Source organism: Microbacterium hibisci, assembly GCF_015278255.1.
GTDB classification, from domain to species: Bacteria; Actinomycetota; Actinomycetes; order Actinomycetales; family Microbacteriaceae; genus Microbacterium; species Microbacterium hibisci.
Window position 1 is genome coordinate 163,675 of sequence record NZ_JADIJC010000004.1, and the last position, 25,355, is coordinate 189,029.

Below are 25,355 nucleotides of genomic sequence, written 5' to 3' on the forward strand. Positions count from 1 at the left end.
AGGCGGGGTCGGGTCAGTCGTCGTCGATGATCGTGATGACGCCCATGCCGTCGGCGATCGTGGCACCCGCACTGGCACCGCTCAGCGCGACGATGATCGTCTCGTTGGCCTCGTCGGCGTTGTCGGGCTTGATGGTGAGCGAGAACGTGCCGCTCGTCGCGCCCGCCGGGATCACGAGCACGATGCTCGTGGCGCCCTTGTAGTCGCCGCCGGCCGCGGTGCCCCCGACGACGCTGACGGCCACGGTGACAGCGGTCGTCGTGGCCGACGACAGCGTGATGACGAGGGTCGCGGTCGCACCCGCGCCCCTGTCGCCCTCGATCGCCGTCGTGTCGGAGATGCTCAGCGTCGGCAGGGTCGTCACAGGCTCGGAGTACTCGGACGGATCGAAAAGCCGTGTGCTGGTGGTCACCCCGTGCTGGTCGACGTCGGAGCCGTAGTTGTTGCAGCGGTCGAGCTCGGCGGCGAGCGCGCTCACCTGGGCGGCGCTGCCGCTCGCGAGGGCCGCGTTCACGCGGGCGATCACTTCGGCGGTCGTGTACGGGTAGGGGATGTCGGGGTGCGCCGACGACAGCAGAGCCGCGACGGCCGCCCGCAGCAGCGCCGTCGCCCCGCCCCCGCCGGTCCCGAGCGCCTGCAGCAGCGTCTGGGCGCCGAGCGCGCCGGTGGCCGCCGAGAACACGCTGGCCACGGTCTGGTCGGGGCGGTACAGCAGCGTGCCGTCGGGCAGGCGCGGCCAGGCCGCCGCTCCCCAGTTCGTCGCATTCGTCTTCCAGAAGCCGGGCGTGTGACCCTCGGCTCCGCCCGTCGCCGCCCGGTAGGCGGCGCTGTCGCGGTCGGTGGTCGTCTGCGCGGTCGTCGCGTCGGTGCCGGTGACCGTGGCGGTGTTCGTGTAGGCCGCGGTGCCGACCGTGCCGGTGGCGCGGAACAGCCATACCTCGTCCGGGTCGAGCAGGCCGTCGCCGTCGACGTCGCCCGAGACGTACAGCGGCGCGAAGTCGTCGCCGGTGCTCACCGTGCCGTTGTCGTCGACGAGGGTCACCGCGAGCGCGGTGTTGCCGGTGTTGCGCACCACGTAGGTCCAGACGACGGTGGTGCCCGGGAGCAGCTGCGGTCCCGAGACGTCGGCGTCCTCCAGTGCGGTGGGGTGCCACGCATCGACGGCGTTCACGGCCTTCTCGACGTCGATGCCGAGCACCGCGCCGTACACGTGCGCCGGGTCGTCGTCGGTGAAAACCCGGCCGAACCGGTCGATGCCGCTCACCCGCGCCACGTTGCGGAACGCGCCGGCGCTCGCGACGGTGGTCCACGCGTAGCGCCAGACCTCACCGTCGTCGAGGATGCCGTCGCCGTCGGTGTCACCGCTCAGCAGCGTCAGCGTCACGTCGTCGTCGGTCTGCGGGGTGCCACGGTCGTCGACCAGCACGATGCCGTCGAGCGGTGGCGAACCCTCGATGAGGCGCACCTCGAAGGTCCACTCGATCGCCGACCCCGGCACGACGCGCACCGCGGTCTCGGCCGTGTCGGCATCGTGTCCGTTGGCCCGCTTCACCACCACGACACCCGTCGGCGGGACCACGACACCGAGGTGATGGGCGTCGTCCTCGTCGCGGCCGGTGAGGGTCGTTCCGGGAACCGCACCGGTGACCTCCGCGACATTGCGGTACGGGCCCTCCGCCGCGATGCCGGTCGCGCTGTACAGCCACGTCTCGCCCGGGTCGAGCAGGCCGTCGCCGTCGAGGTCGCCCGAGACGTACACCGGTGCGAAGTCGTCCGAGGCGTCGAGCGGAGTGCCGTTGTCGTCCCGCACCGTGACGGCCAGCGCGATGTTTCCCGGATTCGTCACCACGTACGTCCAGGCGACGGGGCGCCCGACCGGCACCTCGACGCCCGGCGGGGTGGCGGCATCCTGCCCATCGACGTACTTCACGATCCCGGGCGTCACGACCGCCCCGAAGTGGAACGCCATGTCGTCCGCCGTCACGAGCACGCCGCCCAGGTCGTACGCGGTCACCTCGGCGCGGTTGCCGAAGAGGCCCGCAACCGCGAAGTGGTCGACGACACCCTCGGAGGTGAACAGCCACACCTCGTCCGGGTCGAGCAGGCCGTCACCGTCGACGTCACCCGACACGTACACCGGCGCGAAGTCGTCGGTCGGGTCGAACGGCGTGCCGTTGTCGTCGGTGACGGCGATCTGGCGCAGCGCGAACTCGGTGAGGTTCGTGACGAGGTACGTCCACACCACCCTCGTCCCGGGGGCGAGCGGCTTGGCGGCTGCCTCCGCGTCGGCGGCGTCGGCGGCGGACGGGGAGAGGGGGGATGCCGCGTTCACGGCCTTCTGGATCCGCACAGCGCCGACCGGCACGCCGACATGGTGCGCGGCATCCGTCGCCGTGAGCGGGGTGCCTCCCGACGTGCCGCGCGCGGTGCCGACGTTGACGTACGGCCCGAGCACCGCGGTGCGCACCGCACGGAACAGCCAGACCTCGCCGGGATCCAGCAGACCGTCGCCGTCGGTGTCGCCCGAGACGTAGACGGGCGCGAAGTCGTCCGTGGGGTCGAGGGGCGTGCCGTTGTCGTCGACGAGGGTGACGCCGGCGACCGGACCGCCCAGAGAGGTCACCCGATAGGTGAACGTCACCAGCGAGCCCACCGCGACTGACGGGCCCGGACCGGTGTCGGCGTCCTCCGCCGTCGTCGGGTTCAGCGGGTCTGCGGCGTTGACCGCCTTCTCGACGAAGATCCGCGGCGGGTCGTCGACGGTGATCCCGTCGTAGACGGCGGGGTCGCTGTCGCGGACGGCGTGGCCGGTGCCTCCGACCCCCTCGACCGTGACGAGGTTCATGTAGCGGCCCGCGCGGGCGACGCCCTCGGCGCGGAAGAGCCAGACCTCGCCGGGGTCGACCAGGCCGTCGCCGTCGGTGTCGCCGGAGACGTACATCGGCGTGAAGTCGTCGGACGGGTCGGCCGGCGTGCCCGCGTCGTCGAGGATGCGGGTGAGCTGAATCGGGATGGTGCCGGGGTTCGAGACCAGGTAGGTCCACACGACGCTCGAGCCGGCCGGCACGGTGAGCCCCGGCTCGTTCGCGTCGGCGCCGTTGACGAGCTTCACGACGCGGAGGATGGTCTGGCCGTCGCAGGGGCAGTGCAGGTTCGGCCCACCGACGTCGTCGCGGCCGACGCCCGGGAGGTTGCCGGGCTGCGGGTCGCGCGGACCGCCGTGCTGGTCCTGCCACAGCGGACCGTCGCTCGGCTCGACCAGCGCCTCCTCGTCGAACGGCTCGCCGGGAGGAACCCCCGGTCCTTCGTCCGAACCGCCGGCCTCGGACAGCGCGCGGATGAAGTCGCGCGCGGCCGGGCTGAACAGCCGATTGACGGTCGGGGCGCCGAACGGGCTGAACGGGACGATGAAGCTGTTGAACTCGCCCGTCCAGTCGAACATGCGGTCCTGCGCCGTATTGGCGATGAGCACGTCGCGTCCGGCGCCGCCGTACGCGAAGTCGCCGTCGCGGAAGCGCGGGTCGTCGTTCTCGGGGTCGGTGTTGGCACCGCCGGCGGTCTCGAGGTTGTCGTCGAGCTGGAGCAGGTCGTCGCCGAAGCCGCCGAAGAGCCAGTCGCAGTTCGTGCCGCCGACGAGCCAGTCGTGCCACAGGTCGCCGTAGATCCGGTCGCGGCCGTCGTCGCTCTTGACCTTGACCCCGTCGATGTCGATCGGCAGTCCGGTGGCCTCGTCGAGCACGTACGCGTCGAAGTTCAGCAGGAAGCCCGGGATGATCGAGCGCGGGTCGTCCTGGTCGTACTGCGCGAACATCGTGGTGTCGGCGTCGTAGTGCAGCGGGTTCGTGTCGACGGCCGGCAACTCGGTCGCCAGACGTGCGAGGAGGCCGTTGCGCAGGTCGCGGTTGTAGAACTCCTGCATCGCCTCGGCACCCGAGATCGAGTCACTGCCTTCACCGCCGTGCAGGAAGTCGTCGCCCAGCCCGCCGTAGATCACGTCGTTGTTGACGAGGCCGTCGATCCAGATCGCGAGATCGGCGCGCTTGAGCAGCTCGCCGAGGACATAGATCTCGGCGCCCGTGAACGGCCCAGGGACCGACACGAACTGGGCGGTGTCGACGGTGTTCACGTTGTGCAGCGGCTCGGTGAGTCCGTTGCGGCTCGTCTGCAGCTTGCCGTCGTCGCCGAGGACGCCGTCGACGCCCGTGCCGCCGTAAATGCGATCGTTGCCCCAGCCGCCGTAGAGATCGTCGTCCTGGCCCTCGCCGAACAGCACGTCGTCGCCGAGCTGACCGTGGATCGTGTCGTCGCCGTCTTCACCGTGGATGAGGTCGGCCGCGCCGATGCCCGAGGCCGATCCCTGCGTGTAATCGAGGAACGTGTAGGCCCGGGGAAGCAGTCGCACGGTGCCTGCGTAGGTGTCGTAGTTGTAGCTGACGAACGCGGTGCCCGGCGTGAACGGGTCGGCGCCGGCCGCGGCGGCGACCACCCGGACGAGGCGGTGGATGTTGCCGTTGTCACCGAGGATCACGTCGCTGTCGGCGGCGTGGCCTCCCTCTTCCAGGTCGCCGTGGTTGTTGCGGACCAGGCGGATGCCCGCGCCGCCGAAGATGGTGTCGGCGCCGTCGGGGCGACGCTCCGGGGTGGTGAGGCTGAACAGCTCAGAGCTGCCGCCGACGAGGTCGTCCCGGCCGAGCCCGCCGAAGATCACGTCGTTCCCGCCGTTGCCCTCGATGTAGTCGTCGCCGTCGCGACCGGCGCCCGCCCAGTCCTCGGCCGACTGGCGCGTCGTGCGCACATCGACCGTGACGGCGCCGGCATCGTCGATCACCGAGCCGTCGCCCTGGATCCAGTCATCGCCCAGCTGGCCGAAGATGAGGTCGTCCTCGGCGCCGCCCGCGATGACGTCGTCGCCGTACCGGCCGGCGGGTGTCGACGCATCGTGGTCGAAGAGCATCACGTCGCGCTCCTTGGCCGCGCGCGGATCGTCGTAGGCGTTCGCCGGGTTCGTGCCGCAGGCGCCGCCGGCGATGTTCGCGCACCCGGTGTCCTGTGCGTATATCCCGGTGGTCGTGAGCACCTGGAACCGGCGGCTCGAGATGTCGCCGGTGCGCAGCAGGTTCGCGTTGTCGCCGGCGATCGCGTCGTTCTGCGCGCCGCCGTCGATGAGGTCGCCCCAGCCGTCCGGACCGGCATCGTCGCTGCCCCCGGCGACGTTGTGGCCGCCGATGAGGTCGTCGTCACCGTCGCCGCCGGTGATGCGGTCGGCGCCCTGGCCGCCGATGATCACGTCCTCGCCGGCGTTGCCGCGCAGCAGATCTGCGCCGCCGCCGTCGGCTGCCTGCGTGTCGACCGAAGTCCAGCGGAACGGGTGCGCCGCGAGCGGCATGTTCAGCGGCAGGAGCTCGAGGAAGATGCCCACTGCGCCGTTGTGCGCGACCGTCGACTCGACCTTCCCGTGGTCTCCGAAGATCAGGTCGTTGCCCTCGTCGCCCGAGATCGTGTCGGCCCCCGTGCCGCCCACGACGAGGTCGTTGTGCGCACCACCGAACACGACGTCGCCGGCGCCCTGGTTCGGATCGGTGGTCGTGATGAGGTCCCATGTGCCGTCCGACACGGCCGGGCTCGCCCCGTCGCGGACGAGGCCGTGGTCACCGAGGATGATGTCGGCCTCGGCATCGCCCCGGATCGTGTCGGCGCCGTTGCCGCCCAGGATCACGTCGCGCTCGGCACCGCCCGAGATCACGTCGTCGCCGGCGGCGACGCCGGGATCGGTCGTCTCGATGAGCGCGATCGGTGCGTCCGGAAGCGCCCACGCCACGTGCCCGTGGTCGCCGAGGACGACATCCTCGCCCGCGCCGCCCGAGAGGAGGTCGCCGCCGTTGCCGCCGAAGATCACGTCGTCGCCCGCGTCGCCCGAGATGGCATCGCTCGCGCCGTTCGCCGGCTCGAGAGTCCGCGCGTCGACACGTCGCGTCGTGGTCTCGATGCGCTCCGGCTTGACGGCCGACCGCACGTAGCCGTTCGGGCCGACGACGGCTTCGATCGTGTCCTGCACGAGCGCACCGTGGTCGCCGAAGATCAGGTCATCGCCGGCGTCGCCCGAGACGGTGTCGTGCCCGGCGACCAGCGGGTCGGCGGCCGGTTCGGTGCCGATGGCCTGCGTCGGCACCGACAGCGCGCGGGTGCGCACGTCGACGACGACGCCCGAGTCGCCCCAGACGACGTCGTCGCCGGCGTTCGCCACGATCAGGTCGTCGCCCGAGCCGCCCGCCAGCACGTCGCCGGCCTGCGAGCCGCGCAGGGTGTCGGCGCCCGCGCCGCCATAGGCCACCACGCCGATCGACCATGAGGCGTCGCCGATCGCGGAGGCGTCGATGACGTCGGCACCGGGGTTCGCGAAGCTCCGTGCGACGCTCACCGTGAAGACGCCCGCGTTGCCGATCTCGTTCGCGAACGGCGTGGAGCCGAGCGAGACGAGCGACACGGTTCCGGCGTCGCCGCTGTACCAGAGGCCCGTCGTGTCGGTGTCGCCGTAGAGCACGAGCGGCGAGAGCGGTCCGGCGCCGCCGGTCACGAGCACCGTGTCGCTGCCGCCGCCGCCGTGGACGAGCGTGAGGTCCCCGTGCACCGCGGGCACGCCGGTCGAGGCATCCGCTCCTGGAATCAGCGTCGACGCGACCGTGAACGAGTCCGCACCCGTGCCGAGGAAGACCGAGACGACCTCGAGCGTGTCGCCGATCGTGATGCCGGCGCCGAACGATGCGGGCTCGCCGTGGGCGACGGGGATGCCGAACGTCAGCGCCCCCGCGAGGCCCAGTCCGGTGAGCGAGGTCGCGGTGAGAACGCCCGTCTGCCCCGCCGTCTCGCCGTCGTCGAAGACCAGCAGCAGGTCGACCTGCTGCGCCTCGGTCGGCATGGGCGCGAGCGCGAAGAGGTCCTGGTTGGCCTCGCCCGGCAGCACCAGCGCGATCCACAGCGGGCGGGCACGGCCCGCGCCGCCGATGACCTCGAGCGGGCCGTCGATGCCGGTGAGCACGTGGGAGCCCTCGCCGAAGACGATCAGCTCGCCCGCAGCACCGCGCGCGACGACATCCGGTCGGACGTCGCCGGCGACCTGCACGACGTCGCTGCCGAGACCGGCGATCACACGGGTCGCGACGCCGGCCGCGGTCGAGAGCACGTCGATCGTGTCGTCGCCCTCCATCGCGTCGACCTCGAGCACCTCGATCGTCGTGTAGGTCGCGGTGATGCCGGCGCCGTAGACGCCCGCCACCGTCACCACGATGTGGTCGGCGAACTCCGTCGCGATCATGACCGTCTTGTCGAAGCCGTCGCCGCCGTCGATCGCCACCGGCCGGTTCTCGTGATAGACGACCTGCGTGCCGACGAGCTTCGGCATCGGCACCCCGGGCGCGTCGGTGCGGAACACGATCTCGCAGGTCGGGCTCACGGCATCCGGCGTGCAGTCGCCTGTCGTCTCGGCGAGCGCGAACGCCCTCAGCGTGAAGAGGTCGTCGCCGGCGCCGCCGAGCAGCGTGAGCAGCGCCTCGTTCGCATAGACGGCGAACACGTCGTCGCCCGCCCCGCCGACAGCCACCGTCGCGCGGCTCACGCCGGCGCTCAGCCAGCCGCGCGTCGTCGCGATGGTGCCGAAGATGTCGCCGGCCGCCAGGTCGCCGCCCGCGGGGGCCGCCACGCCGTTGCGCTGTGTGCCGTAGAGCTGGCCGAACTGGAACGTGTCGTCGCCGTCGCCGCCGTCCAGCGTGGTGCGGGCGCTGTTGTCGTCCGAGGCGAACGTGTCGTCGCCCCCCAGGCCGCGCACTGTGAGGCCGCCGAGCGCGTCGTCGAGACCGAGGTCGTAGTTGACCCGCTGCACGTGCTGAGGACGGATGCCGGCGCTGCCGGTCGGGTCGGAGGCCCGGGCGTCGTCGGTGTCGACGTGGAGCAGGGCGACGAACGCGGGGCGATCGGGCGTCCAGCCGGCCTCGGTCAGCGTCGTGAAGCGACGGAGGAGGAAGACGTCGGCGCTGGCGTCGGTGCCGCGGATCTCGAGCGTGTCGGTGCCGGCGCCGCCGGTGTCGAGCACGTTGACGACGTAGTCGCGCGGGTCGCCCTGGCTGCCGGTCGTCTGGACGAGGTAGGTGTCGCCCTCGTCCTGCCCGTCCAGCGTGAGGGTGTGGCCGAGATCGACGAGCATCGTCTGCAGCTCGGTGACGGTGAAGACGTCGGCGCCGTCGTCGGCGGTTCCCCCGTTGGCCGCGGTGCTGCTGCCGAAGGCATGGGTCTTGGTGCCGAGATACGTGCGCGTGAACGTGAAGACGTCGGGGTCGGAGTGCCCGAAGATCTGCGTGAGGTCGGTGCGATCGGCGCAGCCGCCGGCGCAGAGGTCGAAGACGCCGCCTACGACACCGGCGAAGACCATGGCGGTGCCGGCCGCGTCGGCGTTCACCCCGGCGGGGGCCTCGTCGCCGTGGATCGAGATGAAGCGGCCGGCGACGATCCAGGTGTCGACGGGGGCGGAGACGTCGTCGCCCACCCAGAGCGCGATGTCGACCGCGGCCCAGATGCCGCTGCGGTACGGGGCGGTCTCGCCCTTCGGGAGGGCGTCCGTCGGGAGGTTCTGCGTCAGCAGCACCTCGCCGCGCGCGACGAGGATGAGGTCGTCGGGCTGGCTCGCGTCGGACAGCTGCGGGTCGGACACGAGCGGCGGGAGTCCGTTCGGGCCGCCGAGCGCCGGAGGGCCGCGCGGCGACGCCGAGTCGGGCACGGTCAGCACGACCGAGCCGTGCGTCGAGATCGCGCCGAGCAGCACGAGCTCGTCGTCGGCCTCGGTGACGACCACGTCGCCGTAGCCCGACGCGAAGAGGTGCCCGGATCCGGCACCGGCGACCGAGGTGTCGACGATGAGCGCAGATCCGCCCGCCGGTCCGCCGATGCCGCCCAGTCCACCGGCGAGCAGGTTCACCCGGACGCCCGAGACGATGGTGCGGGCGGTCGTGGTGCCGAGGATCGAGCCCGAGCGGGTGGTGAGCACGACGTCGGCCGCGACGCTGCGGTCCACCGAGCGCGACGTCACCTCGTCGAGCCGCAGATCACCGGCGACCTCCGTGATCATCACCACGAGTGCGGCGCGCGCGATGAGCGCACCCGCGGCGGTCTCGCACCCGACGGCCGTGCAGGTCACCGGGTCGACGATCCCGTCGAGCAGGTCGATCTCGAGGAAGTCGGCGGCCGTGCCGACGCTGCCGTCGGGCGCGAGCAGCGTGATGCTCCGGCCGGCGACGTCGGCCGGGTCGGTCGCATCCGAGGCGTCGCCCGGGTCGCCGTCGAGGATGGATCCGTGCTTCGCCCACAGCTGCACATCTCCCTGCCGGGAGCGCACGAGCCCGAGGCGCAGGTCGCCGTCGTTCTCCGTCGCCACGACGTAGCCGGCGACGTCGACGTCGAGCACGGCACGCACGTCCGGTGCGACGGTGTCGGCGAGCTGGGTGAATGCGAAAACCGAGATGCGGGATGCCGCGACCCCGGCGCCGGGATCCTTCACCGAGATGTCGAAGGCCGCGGTCAGACCGGGTTCGGCGAGGCCGGCGACGGGGGTGTCGCCGACGTGCGTCCCGCTGGCGGTCAGCAGCACCGGATCGCGCGGCGAGGTCTGCGCGGCGTAGGTGACCGCGGTGCCGAGGTAGGTCGTGAGCTCGAACGCGGGAGGCGCCGTCCGGCGCTCGAACCGGTAGGTGCTGTCGATGACGGTCCCCGGTCCGCTCACGTACGCGGCGGGGTCGCGCAGGAGCGGCGAGAACGTGTCGGGGCGGAAGTGCGAGGAGTGATGCGCGTCGTGGACCTTCGTCGCACCCGTGATCGCGGGCGACTGGTGGGCCGGGGTGTACGCGAGCACGTGCACCGTCACGTGGGTGCCCACGCCCGTCTGCAGGCGGCTGTCGTCGAGGACCACGTGGACGCTGCCCTGCGTGGAGACGATCTCATCGACGTACACGACGAAGACCGCCGGCCGCCGCGCGCTCGCGGTCGGCACGCGGTCGACCCCGAGGATCCGCAGCTCGATGTCGTCGCGGGCCGTCGCCCACAGGCGCGTGAGGCGGACGCGATCGTCGGCGTCACCGGGGGCTCCGCGGTCGAGGCTCTGCACGAGCGTGACCCTGACCGGCGCGGCCGCCGTGCCGATCGCGCCGTTCGGCGCTTCGAGGTGCACCGCGTTCGCCGTGACGGCGGCGCCGTCCGCAGCGAACTCGATGTCGCCGTCGGTGTGGAGGATGTGCGTCCATCCGGTCGGGTTGTTGATCGGTCCCGCGATCGTCAAACGGCCGGTCGCCCGCTTCTGGATGTCGATCCAGCTCTCCAAGGCGTTGCGCGTGACGTCGAACTGCATCGGGATCTGCGTCGCGAACGAGTCCTGGATCCGGCTGACCAGCCACACCGTCGGCTCGGTGGTGTTCGACACCGGGGTGACGACGTCGATCGAGCCCAGCGTGATGTGCGCGTTCGAGCGGTCGATGATGAGCACGCTCGAGAGCGTGTCGCTGAAGGTGAACAGCGGCCAGCCGTTCAGCGCGTTCGAGGTGCCGTTGGCCAGCGTGGCGAAGTCCCTCCAGCCGCCCTTCGTGTCCTTGCCGCTCGCCGTCATCAGGACGTTGCCGGGCCCGCCGTTCTCGACGGTCACGGTGAACGCGTCGCCGACCTGCTGGCCGACGTACGCGTCGGCACCGTCGATCTTGACGCCGTTCGCGACCCGTACGATGCCGGACTCGTCGACGACGAGGCGCGGGGCGCCGTCGTCGCCGCCGAAGATGATGACGTCGGCATCCCACCGCACGTACCCGTAGCGGTCGGTCTGCGAATCGTCGCCGTCGAAGAATCCGTTGTCTGCGACGGTGGTGATGCGGAACTCGCCCGCCTTCGCGACCGTGTAGGTGATCGCGTCGACGAAGAGGGCGAGCCGTGGGTAGATGGTCGTGCCGTCCTGGACCGGCTTCTCGAGACTCGTCGTCGTCGAGCGCACGCCGGCCCGTACCAGCGCCGTGGCGGTCGTCTGGACCGACGACGCCAGGGTCAGCGTGCCGCCGGCGTACGCGTCGTTGATGGGCACCGGGAACGCGACGCCCAGGCGACTGGCGAGCCGCTCGACGCTGACGTCGAGGATGCGGGCGATGAGGTCGACGCCCGCCCAGCCCGTGACGACCGCACCGGCGGCGATCGTGATCGTGGAGACGATGGAGCCGGCGAGATCGGCCTGGGCCTGCCCGGCCGCGCCGCCGAGCAGAAGCACGAGGAAGGCCTCGGCCCCCGCGTGCGACTGGAGGTCGGCGTGCGAGGTGATCGCACGCAGGCTGAGCTCGTCACCCTCGAGCACCACACCCGTGCCGACGGAGATCGTGGAGGTCGTCTGCACGTGCAGCCCGTTGGGGGTGTACCCGGTGTCGTCGCTCCAGTTCGAATCCGCACCCGCGAAGCCGACGGTTCCGACGCCGAGCGTCTCCGCTTCCGAGAGTCCGAACACTCTCACGTCGGTGGCGGCCGACAGCAGCCCGCCGGCGATCAGCTGAGCGCGGTCGTCCACGACGATGTCGGCGTGGGCGTCGATGACGGCGCGCGTGTCGGTCTGCGTGACGGCGATGATGCCGCCGCCCTTGGCGATCGCTCTCACCTCGACGTGCTCGTCGGCGGACGCGGACAGGTCGACCCCGGCGCCGGCGGCGATCTTCGATCCCGCGCCGACGCGCACGAGCGCCCAGCCGCCGACCGTGCTGATCGACCGGGCGATCCCGACCTTGATGGCCGCTCCGGCGCGGATGTCGGAGTACACGGTGCCGGTGCCGGTCACGGTGGCCGAGAGGGCGACGTCGCCGCCGGCGGTGATGGTCGCCGCCCCCGTGCAGGACTGGGTCGCGGCATCCCACCCGACGCACGTGTCGACCTTCGCCGTGTACGTGAGCTCGGAGCGCGGCAGGCCGACCGTCAGCAGGCCCGCACCCGACGCGCCGACAGCCGTCGCCTTGGACGCGCCGTCGCCGCCCGCCCCGAGCAGCACGGCCAGGTCGATGCCCGCGGGCGAGACGAAGTGACCGGCGTCCAGACCGCCGCCGGTGAGATCGAGGTGCATCGTGAAGTCGCCGGACGCCGCCCCCAGGTCGATGCCCTCGACGCCGATGTGATGGACGACCCCCGCTCCGAGTCCCGTCTCGTCGAAGGTGATCGGGGTGCCGTCCGGGGTCTCCGAGAGCTTGAAGGTGTCGTCGCCGCGCTGCACCACGTAGTAGGTACGGCCGTCGACGAGGGGACCGATCGGCTCCTCCGTCGTCCGTGTGAGGGAGTAGTTCCAGCCGTAGACGGGATCCTCGGCGTTGCTCGGGTCTGTGGGCCGGGCGGCCGAGATGCCCTGCACCCCCGTCGAAGCCGTCATGACGCAGGTGCCGCCGATGAGCCCGATGTCGCTGCTCACGACGACGGTGTCGCCCGACACCGCGACGATCGTGTACGAGCCGGCGAAGCATCCGGTCGCGACGAAGCTGTCACCGGCTTCGAAGCCCGCGTCGGCCCAGGTGCCGCCGGTGAGCAGGCGGAAGGTGTCGTGGTCGCCGTCGTTGCCGGGGATGATCACGCCCGAGACCCACGCCTTGGTGAGCTGCAGCTGATCCTTGTCGATCCGGACGACCCGGTACACCCGGCCGTCGACGAGACCCGTCAGCGGATTGACGCCGGAGCCGGACGTCACGATGCGGAATCGCACCGCGTCGCCGCTGACGAAGCCGTGGTTGCGGATCACGATGCGGTCGGAGCCGGGCGTGTCGACGAGGCTGAAGCTCGTGATCGTGCCGCCGGTGACGGTCTCGCTGTAGACCATGTCGGCTGAGCCGGCCGCGAAGCCCTTCGAGAGACCGGGATCGCGGTAGGTCACGGCGTCGCCGTCCTCGAAGCCGTGGCCGGGGAGCGTGATGGTCTCTCCCGAGACGTCGCCGGGGGTGAGCACCAGCACGCCGTCCTCGGTGCCGTCCTGCAGCTTGATCGTCGTCTCGTCGATCACGAGCACGGTGTACGTGCCGGCGCCGAGGCCCGCGATCGTGCCGCCCGAGACGCGCACGCGGTCGCCCGTGCGCAGGAGGTGAGGCCCGTCGAAGCGGATCACGTCGAAGACGGGATCCACGGATGCCGCACTGAAGCGCACGCCGAAGCGGTACACGCCGTCGTCGACGACGATGATCGACAGATCGCGGTCGGCGGGGATCTGCACGCCGCCCGCCGTGATCGGCTGCGAGCCGGCGACGTAGCGGACGATCTGGCCGTCGAGGAGGCCCAGCTCGACCGAGATGGTGTCTTCGGTGATGTGATCCACGCCGACGATGTCGCTGGAGGGTGCGTCGCCCTGCCTGATCAGCGCGGCCGACACGCTCGCGTCGCCGGCCGCATCGATGACGGCGCCGGAGCCCACCAGCGACTGGACGATGGGAGTGACCGTCGTCGTCGAGTGCGCGGCACCGCCGTCGGCGAGCACCGATCCGCCGTAGGCCTGCGCCGTCGCGTCCGCCTCCGCCGAGGCCGTCGCCGTGATCGCGACGTCGCCGGCACCCAGGCCCGGCGTGTTCACGGCTCCGCCGAGACGGACGGTGATCCTCGTGTTCGCGCCGACCCACGCCCTCGTGTCACCGGTGATCGTGCTCGTCGCACCGGCGTCGCGTCCGGAGGCGACACCGCTCGCGGCGACGATGAGAGCGGTCACCTCGGTGCGCTGCGACGAGCTCGCCGAGACGGCGACGTGTCCCCCGGTCACATCGACGACGACGCCGTCGGCGATGTAGGCGGTGGTGTCGCCGCTGGAGATCGCGGTTCCATCCGCCATGCCGCCGGCGGCGATGAGAGCGCCGGTGCCGACCGTGAGCGAGGCGATGGCGATCGCGTGCGCCATCGTCGCGGTGACGACCAGATCGCCGCCGATGACGGTCGTGCTGGTGGCGAGATACGCCCGCACGGAGAGGGAGGTGGTGGCTCGTGCCTTGTGCGACACACCGGATGCGATCGCGGATCCGGCACCTCCGCGGAATGTCGAGGTGACGTCGACCGTCGCCTCCGCCGCGATGCGAACGCCCGCGGACCCGATCTGCAGCACGAGGAGCGGAGGGGCGCGGCTCGGATCCGCCGCGTCGACGAACGCTGCGACGGCTCCGTCGACGCTCGCCGTCACCGGGCTCACCGATCCGCTGCCGCCGCCGGCGAGTCCGACCGCGACCGCAAGGACGGAGGCGTCCGCCCGGATCTGCGTCGCCGTGGCGCTCACGGCGAGGCCGTTCGCGATGAACGAGCCCGCGTCGCCCCCGGGTCCCTCGAGCAGACCGAGGTAGCCACGTGTGTCACCGGTGACCTTGGCGGAGGCGTCGACGATGCTGACGGCGATCAGCACCGAGCCCGAGCCGCCGTTGCTGGTGGCCTTCGCCCGGGTGTCGGTGGTGAGCGCGGTGATCGCGACGGCACCGGCGACGTCGACCTCGGTGGGAAGAGCGGCGACGGATGCCCCGGCCCGCTGTCCGATCCAGGCCTCGACATCGCCGCTCACGAGGGCGGTGGTCTTCTCGCTGATTCCGCCCCCGGCGACGCCGACCGCTCCGAGCTCGGCGTAGGCCTCGGCCACCATGCGCTCCGCCTCGGCCGTCACCGTGAGCGACTCCGCGCGGACGGTGGCGCCGTCGTCGACGTGGGCGAGGGTGTCGCGGCTGATCGTGGCGGTCGACGACATCACCGTGGCGGCGATCAGGCTGCCCGAGCCGCCGTAGGTGCCGACGGAGACGTGCGCGTCGGTCGTCGCGCGCACGTCCACCGACCCTGCGGCCGTGATGACGGGCCGCCGCGCGGCGATCGCGCCCTCGGCCGGCGACGACCCGATCGACGCTTCGGTGCGCCCACTGATCGTGCCGGTGCCCGACACCTCGCCGCCGGCGCCGCTGAGGCCGATCGCGATGCTCACGCTCGTGTTGCGGGTGCGGAGGATGTCGGCCGTGGAGTCCGCCGACACTGTGACGCCGGCGCTCGTCGAGGTCACGTGCGACCCGAGGATGTGGGCGAGCACGTCGTTCGAGATCGTGTTGGTGAGCCGTGCGATGACGGCGGAGACGCCGATCGCCGAGACCTGGACGCCGACGCTGATGAGGGCGGCGTCGACGATCGAGACGTCCTTCGCGGTGACCGATACCGGGCCGACCGCGGTGACGTCCGACCGCACGATCTGTGCGGCGGTGTGCCCTTCGACGGTGTTGTCGCCGACGATCCCGATGCCGACCCCGCCGATCGAGATGGGCACCTGCGAGACCTGGATCGAGACGCCGACCGAGACGGCGCCGGCTTCGGCCCAGAGCTTGCGGAAGGACTCCGCCTCGACCGACACACCGCCGGCGCTGTTGACGGACGAGTGGCGGACGAGGGCGTCGACCGCCCCGTCGATGATGTTGGAGGCCAGGGCGACGGCGATCGACACATTCAGCGACAGCCCGCCCTCGCTCATGCCGAGCGCGACCGAGAGGGCGCCGACGCCCATGCGGGCGGTGATCGTCGCCGAGTCCTTCGCCGAGACGACGAGTCCGCCGGTGCCGATCTGCACCGCGGCGGTGCGGCCGGAGACGCTCGTGACCGCGGCGTCGATCGCGGCCAGCACGACGCTCGTGACGCTGTTGCCGGCCCACGTGACAGCGACGGCGCCTGCGAAGCCGACACCCGAGCCGATGTTGAGCTTGCTCGAGCCGGCACCGGCCATCGTCAGGGTGTCGATGACGGCGGCGGCGTCGGCGGCGATGCGGGCCGAGACCGCATCGACGAGGGATGCCGCGACCCGCGCGATGAGCGTCGTCGTGACGCGGGACTCGCCCACCGAGATGCCGGCGCTCAGCGCCGCCCCGCTGCCGTCGCCGTTGGAGAAGGCGAGGGTGAGCGCGAAGCCGCCGGCGTCGGAGTGGATCTTCGAGCGATCGGTCGCGGTGACCATGAGGGCACCGGCACGGGCGACCGCGTGCGCGCCGCCCCGCAGTTCGGCCGTGATGGCGCGGGTGATCGTGTTGATCGCGACCGAGAGGCCCGCCGACAGGTCGAGGCCGTTGGAGTCCCCGCTGCCGAAGTGGAAGGCGGCGGCGATGCCGAGGGCGAGGACGTCGATGGTGGTCTGCTCGGTGGTGCCGGCCGAGATCGTCACGCTGTCGCCGTGCACGGTCGTGCCGTCGACGATCGCCTGCACCTCGCTGTCGATGGTGTTCAGGGCGACCGCGATGCCCAGCGCGAGGTTGAAGCCGCTGCCCTTGCCGAGCGCCAGCATGAGGCCGAGGGCACCCGCGTCGGCGATGATCTTCGACACGTCGTGGGCGGTCACCGTGACGGGGCCTGCCGACGTGGTGACGGTCTGCGTCTCGGTGCCGTTCTCGATGAGGGCGCGGACCGCGATGACGATGACGTTGCTCGCACCGGCCCCGCCCCCGGCGAGGTTGAAGCCGCCGGTGGATCCGATGCGGCCGTTGACCGCACCGCCGAGGACGAGTGCATCGATCGTCTGCGCCGACACGGCCGAGACGGTCACGCCGGTGGCCGCCGAGACGGCCGAGGCGTCGATGACGGCCTCGATGACGTTGCGGTGGCGCGTCGCCGGCTGACCCGGGTCGTGCGTGTAGATCTCGTTGATCGCGACGCCGACGCCGAGGCCGCCGCTGAAGCCGGCCTTGTCGCCCGATCCGAAGGCCGCGGCGACGCCGACGCCGGCGCCGTCGGCGTGAATGGTCGAAGTGTCGGACGCCCGGACCGTCACCGCGCCCGCCGTGGACGTCACGGCGCTGTTCACGATGGCCGCGCGCACCGTCGGCACGGCGGCTGCGGCATCCCATCGTCCGCCGATGCTGTTGAACGCGCCGGCGCCGCCGCCGGCGAGCTGGAGCGTCGGGTTGCTCGTGGCCACCGCCACGGCGACGCCGAACGTGAGCGCCGAGATCGTCGCCGAGGCGATGCTCGAGACCACCACGTCGCGCAGCGCCGTCAGCGTCGACCCCGAGACGAGGGCGAGGGTCTCACCGGCCACGTCGTTGATCGCGACGCCGATGCCGACCGCGATGTTCGGCGTCTGCCCGCTCTGGCGGAAGTCGAGCGCGAATCCCACGCCCCCGGCGTCGGCGGTGATGATCGCGGTGCTCGCCGCGTCCACCAGGACGCCCGCGCCGGTCGCCGTGACGGTGCTGCCGACGATCGTCGCCCGGACGATCTGATCGATGGTGTTGCCCGAGCCCGCGCCCCCGCCGCTGATCGGGTCGGTGCTCGCGGCCCCCGCCATGGTGACCGCGAGGATGGTGGGCGACGACTTCGCGGCGACGACCACCGCGTGCCGGGGGCCGGAGCCCGCCCGCGGGTCGTCGGCGAGGGCGCCGGTCGTCGAGACCGTCACGCCCGAGATCATGGCGCGCACGTCGGAGGCGACGGTGTTGTCGGCCACCGAGATCCCGAGCACGCCGCTGAGGCCCGACCGGGCGGGCTTGCTCGCCGAGATCGCGAGCGCGCCCGCGCCGGCGACGATCGACGCGGTGCTCTCGGCCTGCACCAGCACGCCGCGGGCGGCGATCACCGACGAGCCGACCGGCGAGTTCGCCACCTGGTCGAGGATCGACGCCTCGACCACGCTGTCGACGATGTTGATCAGCACCGACCCCGCACCCGCGAGCCTGGTCCCCGTGCCCGCCGCCGAGATCGCGAGCCCGACGGCGACGCCGAGCACCGAGCCGCCGGCGATGGCACGCACCGCGACGTCGCCGGCGGTGGTGATGTCGGTGTCGTCGATCCGCGCTCGGGTGGTGGTGTCGACCTCGTTGTAGCCGAGCGCGGCAGCGACCGCGGTGCCGCCGCCGACGGTGATCCCGCCCGCGGCGGCGATCGAGAAGATGCCGGTGCCGTCTGTCGCGGCCACGGTGACCTGCAGGGGACCCGCTCCCGAGACCGTGCTGCTCGTGAGGAGCGCCTCGGTCACCGCGACGACGATGTTGATCGCCATCATGAAGCCGAGCCCGAGCGTGGTCTTCGGGCCGAGTGCCCCTCCGATGCCCGCGCCCACGGCATAGATGCGCGGATCGGTGGCGGTGTTGACGTTGTCGGCCGTGACGGCGAACGTGTCACCTCCGACCATGAGCCGCGAGTCCGCGACCACCGCGCGGGTGATCGTGGGACGCTCGTCGGTTCCCAGGAGGTTCAGGCCCACACCGAGCCCCACGCCGGCCTTGCCACCGAAGGCGATGCCACCCCCGACGGCGATGATGCGCGAGCGGTCCAGCGCGCTGACGACCAGGTCGCCGCCGACGGTCGCGACCATCCCGCGGAGGGTGGCCTCGGTGACGTTGAAGACGACGTTCGCCGAGAACGAGCCCGCGACGCTCATGCTGTCGTTGCCGACCACGCCGGCCATGCCCGCCGCGATCGAGACGAGGTCGCCGCCGCGGACCGCCGTGACGGCGACGTCGCCCGAGGTGACGGCATCCGTCTTCACGATGAAGGCTCGCGCGGTGATGTCGAGATCGTTGAGGCTGAACGCGCCCGCGATCGACTTCGCGCTGTCGAGTTTGCTCACGACGAACGCGGCGGCGCCCGTGACCGACAGCTGCAAGAACTCGGCGGTCGCGGTGACGGCGATGCGTCCGGCGCGGATGATCCCGGCGTCGGCGATCGAGGCCTGGACGACGTCACGGACGATGTTGACGGATGCCGCGCCAGCGACGCCGACGCCGGTCGTGGGCGTCTGGACCTGGGTGCCGAGCACCTGCAGCGCCTTCTGCGGCGTGCCCGCCGGCGGCGTCGCCGCGGCCGGCGTCGAGACGGAGCCGGCGACCGCGAAGGCCCACAGATCGCCGTTCAGCTTCGCGAGGACGTCGACCTCCTCGTCGACGGTGATGTTGCCCACGTCGCGGGCCACGCCCGTGGTGGCGGCCACCGCGTCGGGCGAGCCGATCACGGCCTTCGTCGTGCGGTCGAGGTCGTTGATGGCGACGGAAAGGCCCACGCCGACACCGGTGCCGACCGCGATGCCGCCGACCCAGGTCACCTGGGTCATCAGGTCGCCGGCGTAGAGGCGCACGTTGCGGCCGGTGACGATCGCGTCCGACGAGAGCCACACGAGCGTGTCGCTGGTCTGGCCGACGTACGCGACCGAGCCGGCGACGGTGAGCTGCCCGCCCTGGCTTCCCGCCTGGACGAAGTCGAGGTGGAAGATCGCCTCCTCGGCCTTCATGTTGAAGCCGCCGTCGGAGCCGCTGTAGATGCACGAGGGGTCGGTGTCGCCGGCGTCGTCGATGCACGTGCCGCCGCCGACGATCGCGTGGGTCGTGTTGTCCTGGACGAAGACGTAGAACGACCCGCCCGCACCGCCGCGCTTGCCGCCGCCGCTGATCGAGGGACGCTGCAGGCGGTCGACGTCGAGCAGCTTGCCCTTCTCGTCGAGGTCGATGTCGGGCAGCGAGAAGTTGCCCGTCATGGTCATCAGCTGCTGGTAGTTGGTGGCCTCGACCGAGAGCACCTGCTCGTTCGTGTCGTTGTCATGGCCGGAGTGGCGCCACGCCAGGTCCTGGTTGATCCGGACCGATCCCTCGACCGTGGCGATCGCGGTGTTCGTGAGCGAGAGCACCGTGACCGATCCGGCGAGTCCGATCTCATCGGCGGTCGTCGCCGCGGTCGTCCACGCGTTGAACATGCTCTGGAGTCCGAGCGTGGCGTTGAGGTAGGCGAGGACCGAGTTCCAGCCCTCGTTGCGGAGCCGGTCGACCCACTCGCCGTTGGAGAGCGGGATGTACTGGTCGAAGCGGATCAGGAACGGGTAGCTGACGTCGGCGATCACCCGGGTCGCTCGCAGCCCGTCGAGCCGCGCCCCGGTGCGCACCGTCGCCGTCGCGGTGTTCTCGAAGATGCCGATCGACACCGCGACACTCACCGCGTTCTCGGCGCTCGTCCCGCCGGCCGACCCCACCGTCTCCTGCGGCTCGAACGTGCTGTCGCCGCTGAGCGTGAAGCGCTGCCCGATCGTCGCCTTGATCTCGAGGTCCTCGTTGGACTGGATGACGGCGGAGGGGCCGATGACGGTGACGACCTCGTGGTCGGCGAGGATGAACGCGAGCGCACCCGCGACGGCGAGTGTCGGGCTTGCGGCCACGCCGGGCTTGCCCTGGTTCGCGCGATACAGCTTCGTGAGGGCCGTGAAGATCGTGTCGGCGAGGTTCGCGCCGACGGTCTCTTTGAGCTCCGCCCACCGGTTCGTGTTCGAGCTCTCGCTCGAGAGCCCGGCCGTGGCCGAGGCGCCGTCAGTGGCCTCGAGCTTCGCGATGATCCCGACGCCCGTGGCGAAGCCGGTGTCGAGGACGTGCTTGGCCTCGAACGAGTACGTCCCTGCGCCGGCGGGACCGATGTCGATGAGCACCCCGGCGCGCGCCTCGTTCTCGGTCTCGGCGAGGCCGATGACCTGCGCGTCGGTGAAGCGGGTGTTGCCCTGCAGGTTCGTCTGGCTGGTGCTGGCGACGACGTAGTACGTCCGGCCGTCGACGAGGCCGTCGATCGCCGCGTTGCCGTTCTGGTGGTAGACCACGGCCTGTCCCAGCTCGAACGTGTTGAAGACGTCTTCGGTCCAGTCGAGCTTGATCGTGTTCGCCTGCGCGTCGACGTCGGAGGCGGTGAACTTCTGCTCGTTGTTGTCCCTCTCCGGAACGGCGGGGGTGCCGAGGTCGACGACGTAGTCCGCGAGGCACTCCAGATAGGCCGCGTAGCCGTCGTCGGTGCCGCACGTGGCGGCGCGCACCGCCGCCTGCTCCGAGGCGGCCAGGGCGATGAACACGGCTTCGTTGAAGTCGGTGGTGGCGGGGTCGTCGAGGAGGCCGACCACGTAGTAGACCCGGCCGTCGACCAGTCCCTCGATGCTCGTTCCCCGGCGGTTCGTGTAGGTGACGGTGTCTTCGGTGACCAGGCCGTGCGGCCCGACCAGGATCCGGTTGCCCGCCTCGTCGATGTAGCCGGGCTTCTTGACGTCGCTGACGGTCGGGTCGATCTCGATCTTGACGGTCGAGCACGGGACGGGATCCGTGCCTTCGACCATCTCGCACGGCGTCATGCGCGCGATCACCGTGCCGAGGACGGTGGTCGTGATGTCGGCATCCGACAGCTCGATCGCGAAGGCGAGCCCCGCGGTACCGTCGGCATACAGTCCGGACTCGGCTTCGGCCTCCGACTCGATCGTGCCGCCGGCGACGAGGTTCGCCGTCTTGCCCGCGTCGATGCGCGCGCCCTGCTCCACCGAGATGTTCGACGTGGCCACCGCCCGGCTGACGGCGATCGCGATCGCGACCTGGGAGCCCCCGGGGTTGGGGATGCTCGACAGCTCACGCTCAGTGGACGAGCTGATCGAGGCGTTCGCGGTGGCGGTCGCCGTGATGACGATGGCAGCGGTGCTCGTGACCGTCGCGTTGCGCTTGATCGTCACCGTCGCCGTGGCGGTCGCCTGGACGTAGCCGACGCTGACGAGGCTGGAGCTCGCCGTCCCGTTGGCGGCCGCCGTGGCCACGGCGTACATGCCGACCGTGTCGTCGCCGATCAGCTGGGCGGACTCGCCGATCGTGATGGTCGCGGTGGCCGCCTTGACGAGCAGCTTCACCGGCAGCGCGAGCGCACCCTCGAGCAGGCTGGTGAGAGGTTCGATGACGTAGTTGGCCACCTCGCGGCCGACGCCCAGGTACTCGGCGAGGCTGCGGTCCTCGGCCTGCGCGATGAAGTAGATGCCGGTCGCCCGCACGTGGGCGCGATCGCCGATCGTGATCGAGACATCGCGGTCCGAGACGAAGAGGGGCGAGAGGTTCTCGGCGAAGGCGAGGCCGATCTGGCGGACCCGGAACGTGATCCATCCGGCCCCGGCGTCGATCGTGACGTCCGGGTCGACGGTGATGTGGGCCGCGTACACCTCGAGCGTGCCGTCGTTTGTGTCGACGTCGCCCGTGAACCGCACCGAATCCGGATCGGGGTCGTCGACGAAGATGGGGAGGTCGTCGCTCAGCCGCTGGTTGCCGAAGATGTGGAACGTCGCTTCGCTCACCCAGCCGGCGGCGAGGCCGGTGACGGTGATGGTGTCGGCGCCCTCCATGCCCTCGACGACGAGCGAGACGTTCGGCACCGCGAACTCGTACGCGACCGAGACCACGCCCGAGACGGCGTCGTACCAGCCGATCGTGCCGTAGCTGACGACCATGTGCTGGTCGTCGGGGCCGGGCGAGATCGTGATGGTGTCGTCCGACGGGCTGCCCACGATCCGGACGACGTCGGGGTCCGTGGCGAGGCCGACGTACACGACGGGCTGCTGCCGGTCCAGCCCCGAGTACACCACCGTCCGGCCGAAGAGGGAAGCGGTGCCGGCGGCATCCGTCCCGGTCACGTTGTAGACGGCGGCGGTGAGGGTGCCGCACGAGCCGATGCACGAGATGACCAGGGAGTCGGTGCCGCGGGCGCCACCGGAGATCGAGCCGATCGATCCGGTGGGGGTGACGAGGTAGATGTCGGCGTTGTCGTCGGCGCCGGCGAGGTGCTCGAACGAGGAGAAGGCGATGCCGGCGACCGAACCTGAGTTCGCGCCGTCGACGGTCCAGCGCACGTAGTCGTTCGGGGGACCGCGGATGCTGTCACCCGCGCTCTGCGTGCCGATCAGCTCGCCGATGCCGGAGAACGCGCCGAACCCGACCACCGTATTCGCGGGCGGGATGTACGAGAGCGTGATGTCGGAGCCGTCCGTGAACGGCGACGCGGCGCTCGATCCGGCCACCTGCACCGAGAGCGTGCGATACCCGGGAAGGGCAGGGATCGTGATGCCGAGGACGTCGAAGAGGATCCACTTGGTGGGATCGTTCGCGTCGGTGACGAGCAGCTGGCCCGTGCCGTGCGATGTGTCGATCCGGTCGATCGCGGCGGCGACCGTAGCGCCCGCGGCGTCGGTCACGCTGACGCGTACCTGCGTCGCCTGATTCTGCACCGCGGTGTCGAGCTGCACCGTGCCGGGCGCCGGAACGCCCGCGGCGGTCGAGGTCGAGAACGCGGAGCTGATGTCGACCGCGCCGCCGGCGATGATCGCGACGATCGCCCCGCCGAGCGCCGAGAAGTCGAGCACATCGACCGGGGCCGTCGCCGCGGACGCGTCGACGCCGCCGCCGAACACCCCGCCCGACAGCGTGCCGCCCGACTGCACGACGAAGGTGTCGTCGCCCGTGCCCCCGACGAGGGTGCCGACGCCCGCGAACGTGATCGTCCCGGATGCGCCGGCCCACGTGAGCGTGCCGGTGTCGGCGCCGCCGATGGTCCAGGTGTTGGCCACGTCGAGCGCGACGATGATGTCGTCGCCGCCGCCGCCGTCCAGCGACGCGACGGTGCCGCCGGGTCTGAGCGCGAAGGTGTCGGCGCCCGCGCCGCCGCCGAGCTGCTCGGTGCCCGTGAAGGTGGCGAAATCGGCCGCGCCGGCATCCGCTCCGGTGATGACCCAAGAGGTGTCGACATCGGGACCGACGAGGGTGTCGGTTCCCGCGCCGCCCTCGATGATCAGCGTGATGAGGTCGGACAGCTCCCCGACGGTGATGGTGTCGTTCCCCGCACCGCCGCGCACGGTGAGGTCGAGGGCCGCCGTCACCGAGATCCGGTGCGTCTCGCCCGAGCCGTCGGTGAACTCGACCCAGACCTCGTTGCCCTGCATCGACACACGCATCATGTGCCCGCCGTCGTTCGCCGACACGATGCACGCCGTGCACGATTGCACGTCGACCGGTTCGAGCCCGTCGTACGCGATCGCCCCCGCGTCGCGCGTCACGACACCGGACTGCGGTCCGGTGACCTGCGATGCGACGGCGCCGGATGCTCCGGACGCCACGCTGATCGTGTCGTACCCGCCCGACCCGCCGTCGACCGACCCGATCGATCCGCCGCCCTCGACCACGAAGGTGTCGTCGCCGGCAGCGGCACCCTGCAGGTGATCGACGCCGGCGAACGAGACGGATGCCCCGGCCGCGAGCATCGCGCCGGATCCGGCGCCGCCCACCACCCACCGGGTCGTGGCCGCGGGGCCGCTGAGCGTGTCGTGACCGCCCGCGCCGTCGAACGAGATCGGGATGCCGGCGAGCGCCGCGAGAGCCGCGGCCTCGAAGACGACCTCGTCAGCGCCGCCCGAGCCGAGCATCGCGAGCGCGGTGACCGACGCCAGCGGTCGGCGTTCGTCGCCGATGACGAGGTCGCCGCCGTCCAGGCGGACAACGACGCGCCCGGAGACCGCGATGCTCCACGGTCCCGGTGCAACGACCGTGGTCTCAGCCGCGAGGGCTGCGGCCTCGGCTGCGGGTGCGACCTCGGCGACAGGTGCGTCCTCAGGCGCGGGAGGCTCGGCGGCCTCGGTCTGCGCCGGGTCGGTGCCGGGCGCCGGCGCGGGCTCGGACGCCGCCGGCTCGGTCGCCGGCGCCGGCTCCTCCGGCGCGGGCGCCGCGGGCTCGGCGGAGGGCTCGGCGGGCGCGGGCTCGGCGGGAGGGGGCTCCGGGGCCGGTGGCGGCTCACTCGAGGCGGGCTCGGAGCCGGCCTCCCCGGGGGCCTCCTCGGTGACGGCATCGGCAGCCGCCCTCAGCGGCAGCTCCGCACCTGCGGCCAGCGCCCGCAGCACGCCCGCGCGCGCTCCGGCGTCGGCGCCGCGCGTCAGGTGCCGCTCACCCGGGCGGAGGCTCTCGTGCATGATCGCGTCGGTGCCGTCGAGGTCGGCGCGGTCGAGGTCGGCGCGTCCGAGCAGGTGACCGATCTCGTGCGCCAGCACGGTCTGCAGATCGAATCGTCCGGCCGCCGGGCTCGAGCCCGATGCGCGGGCGAGGTCGCCGGAGCGCTCGGTGAACTCCCGCGGGCTCGACGGCGTGGGGTCGACGAACCACCCGCGACCCGCGGCATCCGCGTCGAGCGTGATCGTTCTTCCCGAGGTCACCGCCAGTCGATCGCCGCTGACGTCGCCGATGCGCACGACCGCGTCACCCAGGTCGGTCTCGCCCCAGAGCGCGAGCGCGGTCGGAAGGACCGCGGCGATGTCGGCCCGCGTGAGCGCGGGCTGGGAGGACGAGCTCACCGGCACGGCCGAGTGAAGCGCGAACTCTTCGGCGACCGCGGCCGGCGGGACCAGGAGGGGAGTGATCGCCATCGCGATCGACACGCTCGCGGCGACGCCGGCGGAGCGCGCGCGGGAGATCCCCGCGTCCTGCTCGACGCGCGAAGATCTCCGCGATTTCACCACTGCAGCCCTCCCCAGGGCTTCAGATCACCACGTTCGCGCCGCGTCACCGCGGCGGGGCGCCCACACCAGCACC

At 71.7% G+C, this 25,355-nt stretch carries 1 protein-coding gene; it reads right to left on the reverse strand.

Annotation, left to right across the window (positions count from 1 at the left end):
- Positions 1 to 13: 13 nt before the first annotated feature.
- Positions 14 to 25,282, reverse strand: a complete 25,269-nt coding sequence (locus IM770_RS09065; protein WP_203580811.1) for a hypothetical protein — start codon at positions 25,280 to 25,282, stop codon at positions 14 to 16.
- Between the last annotated feature and the right edge of the window lie 73 nt (positions 25,283 to 25,355).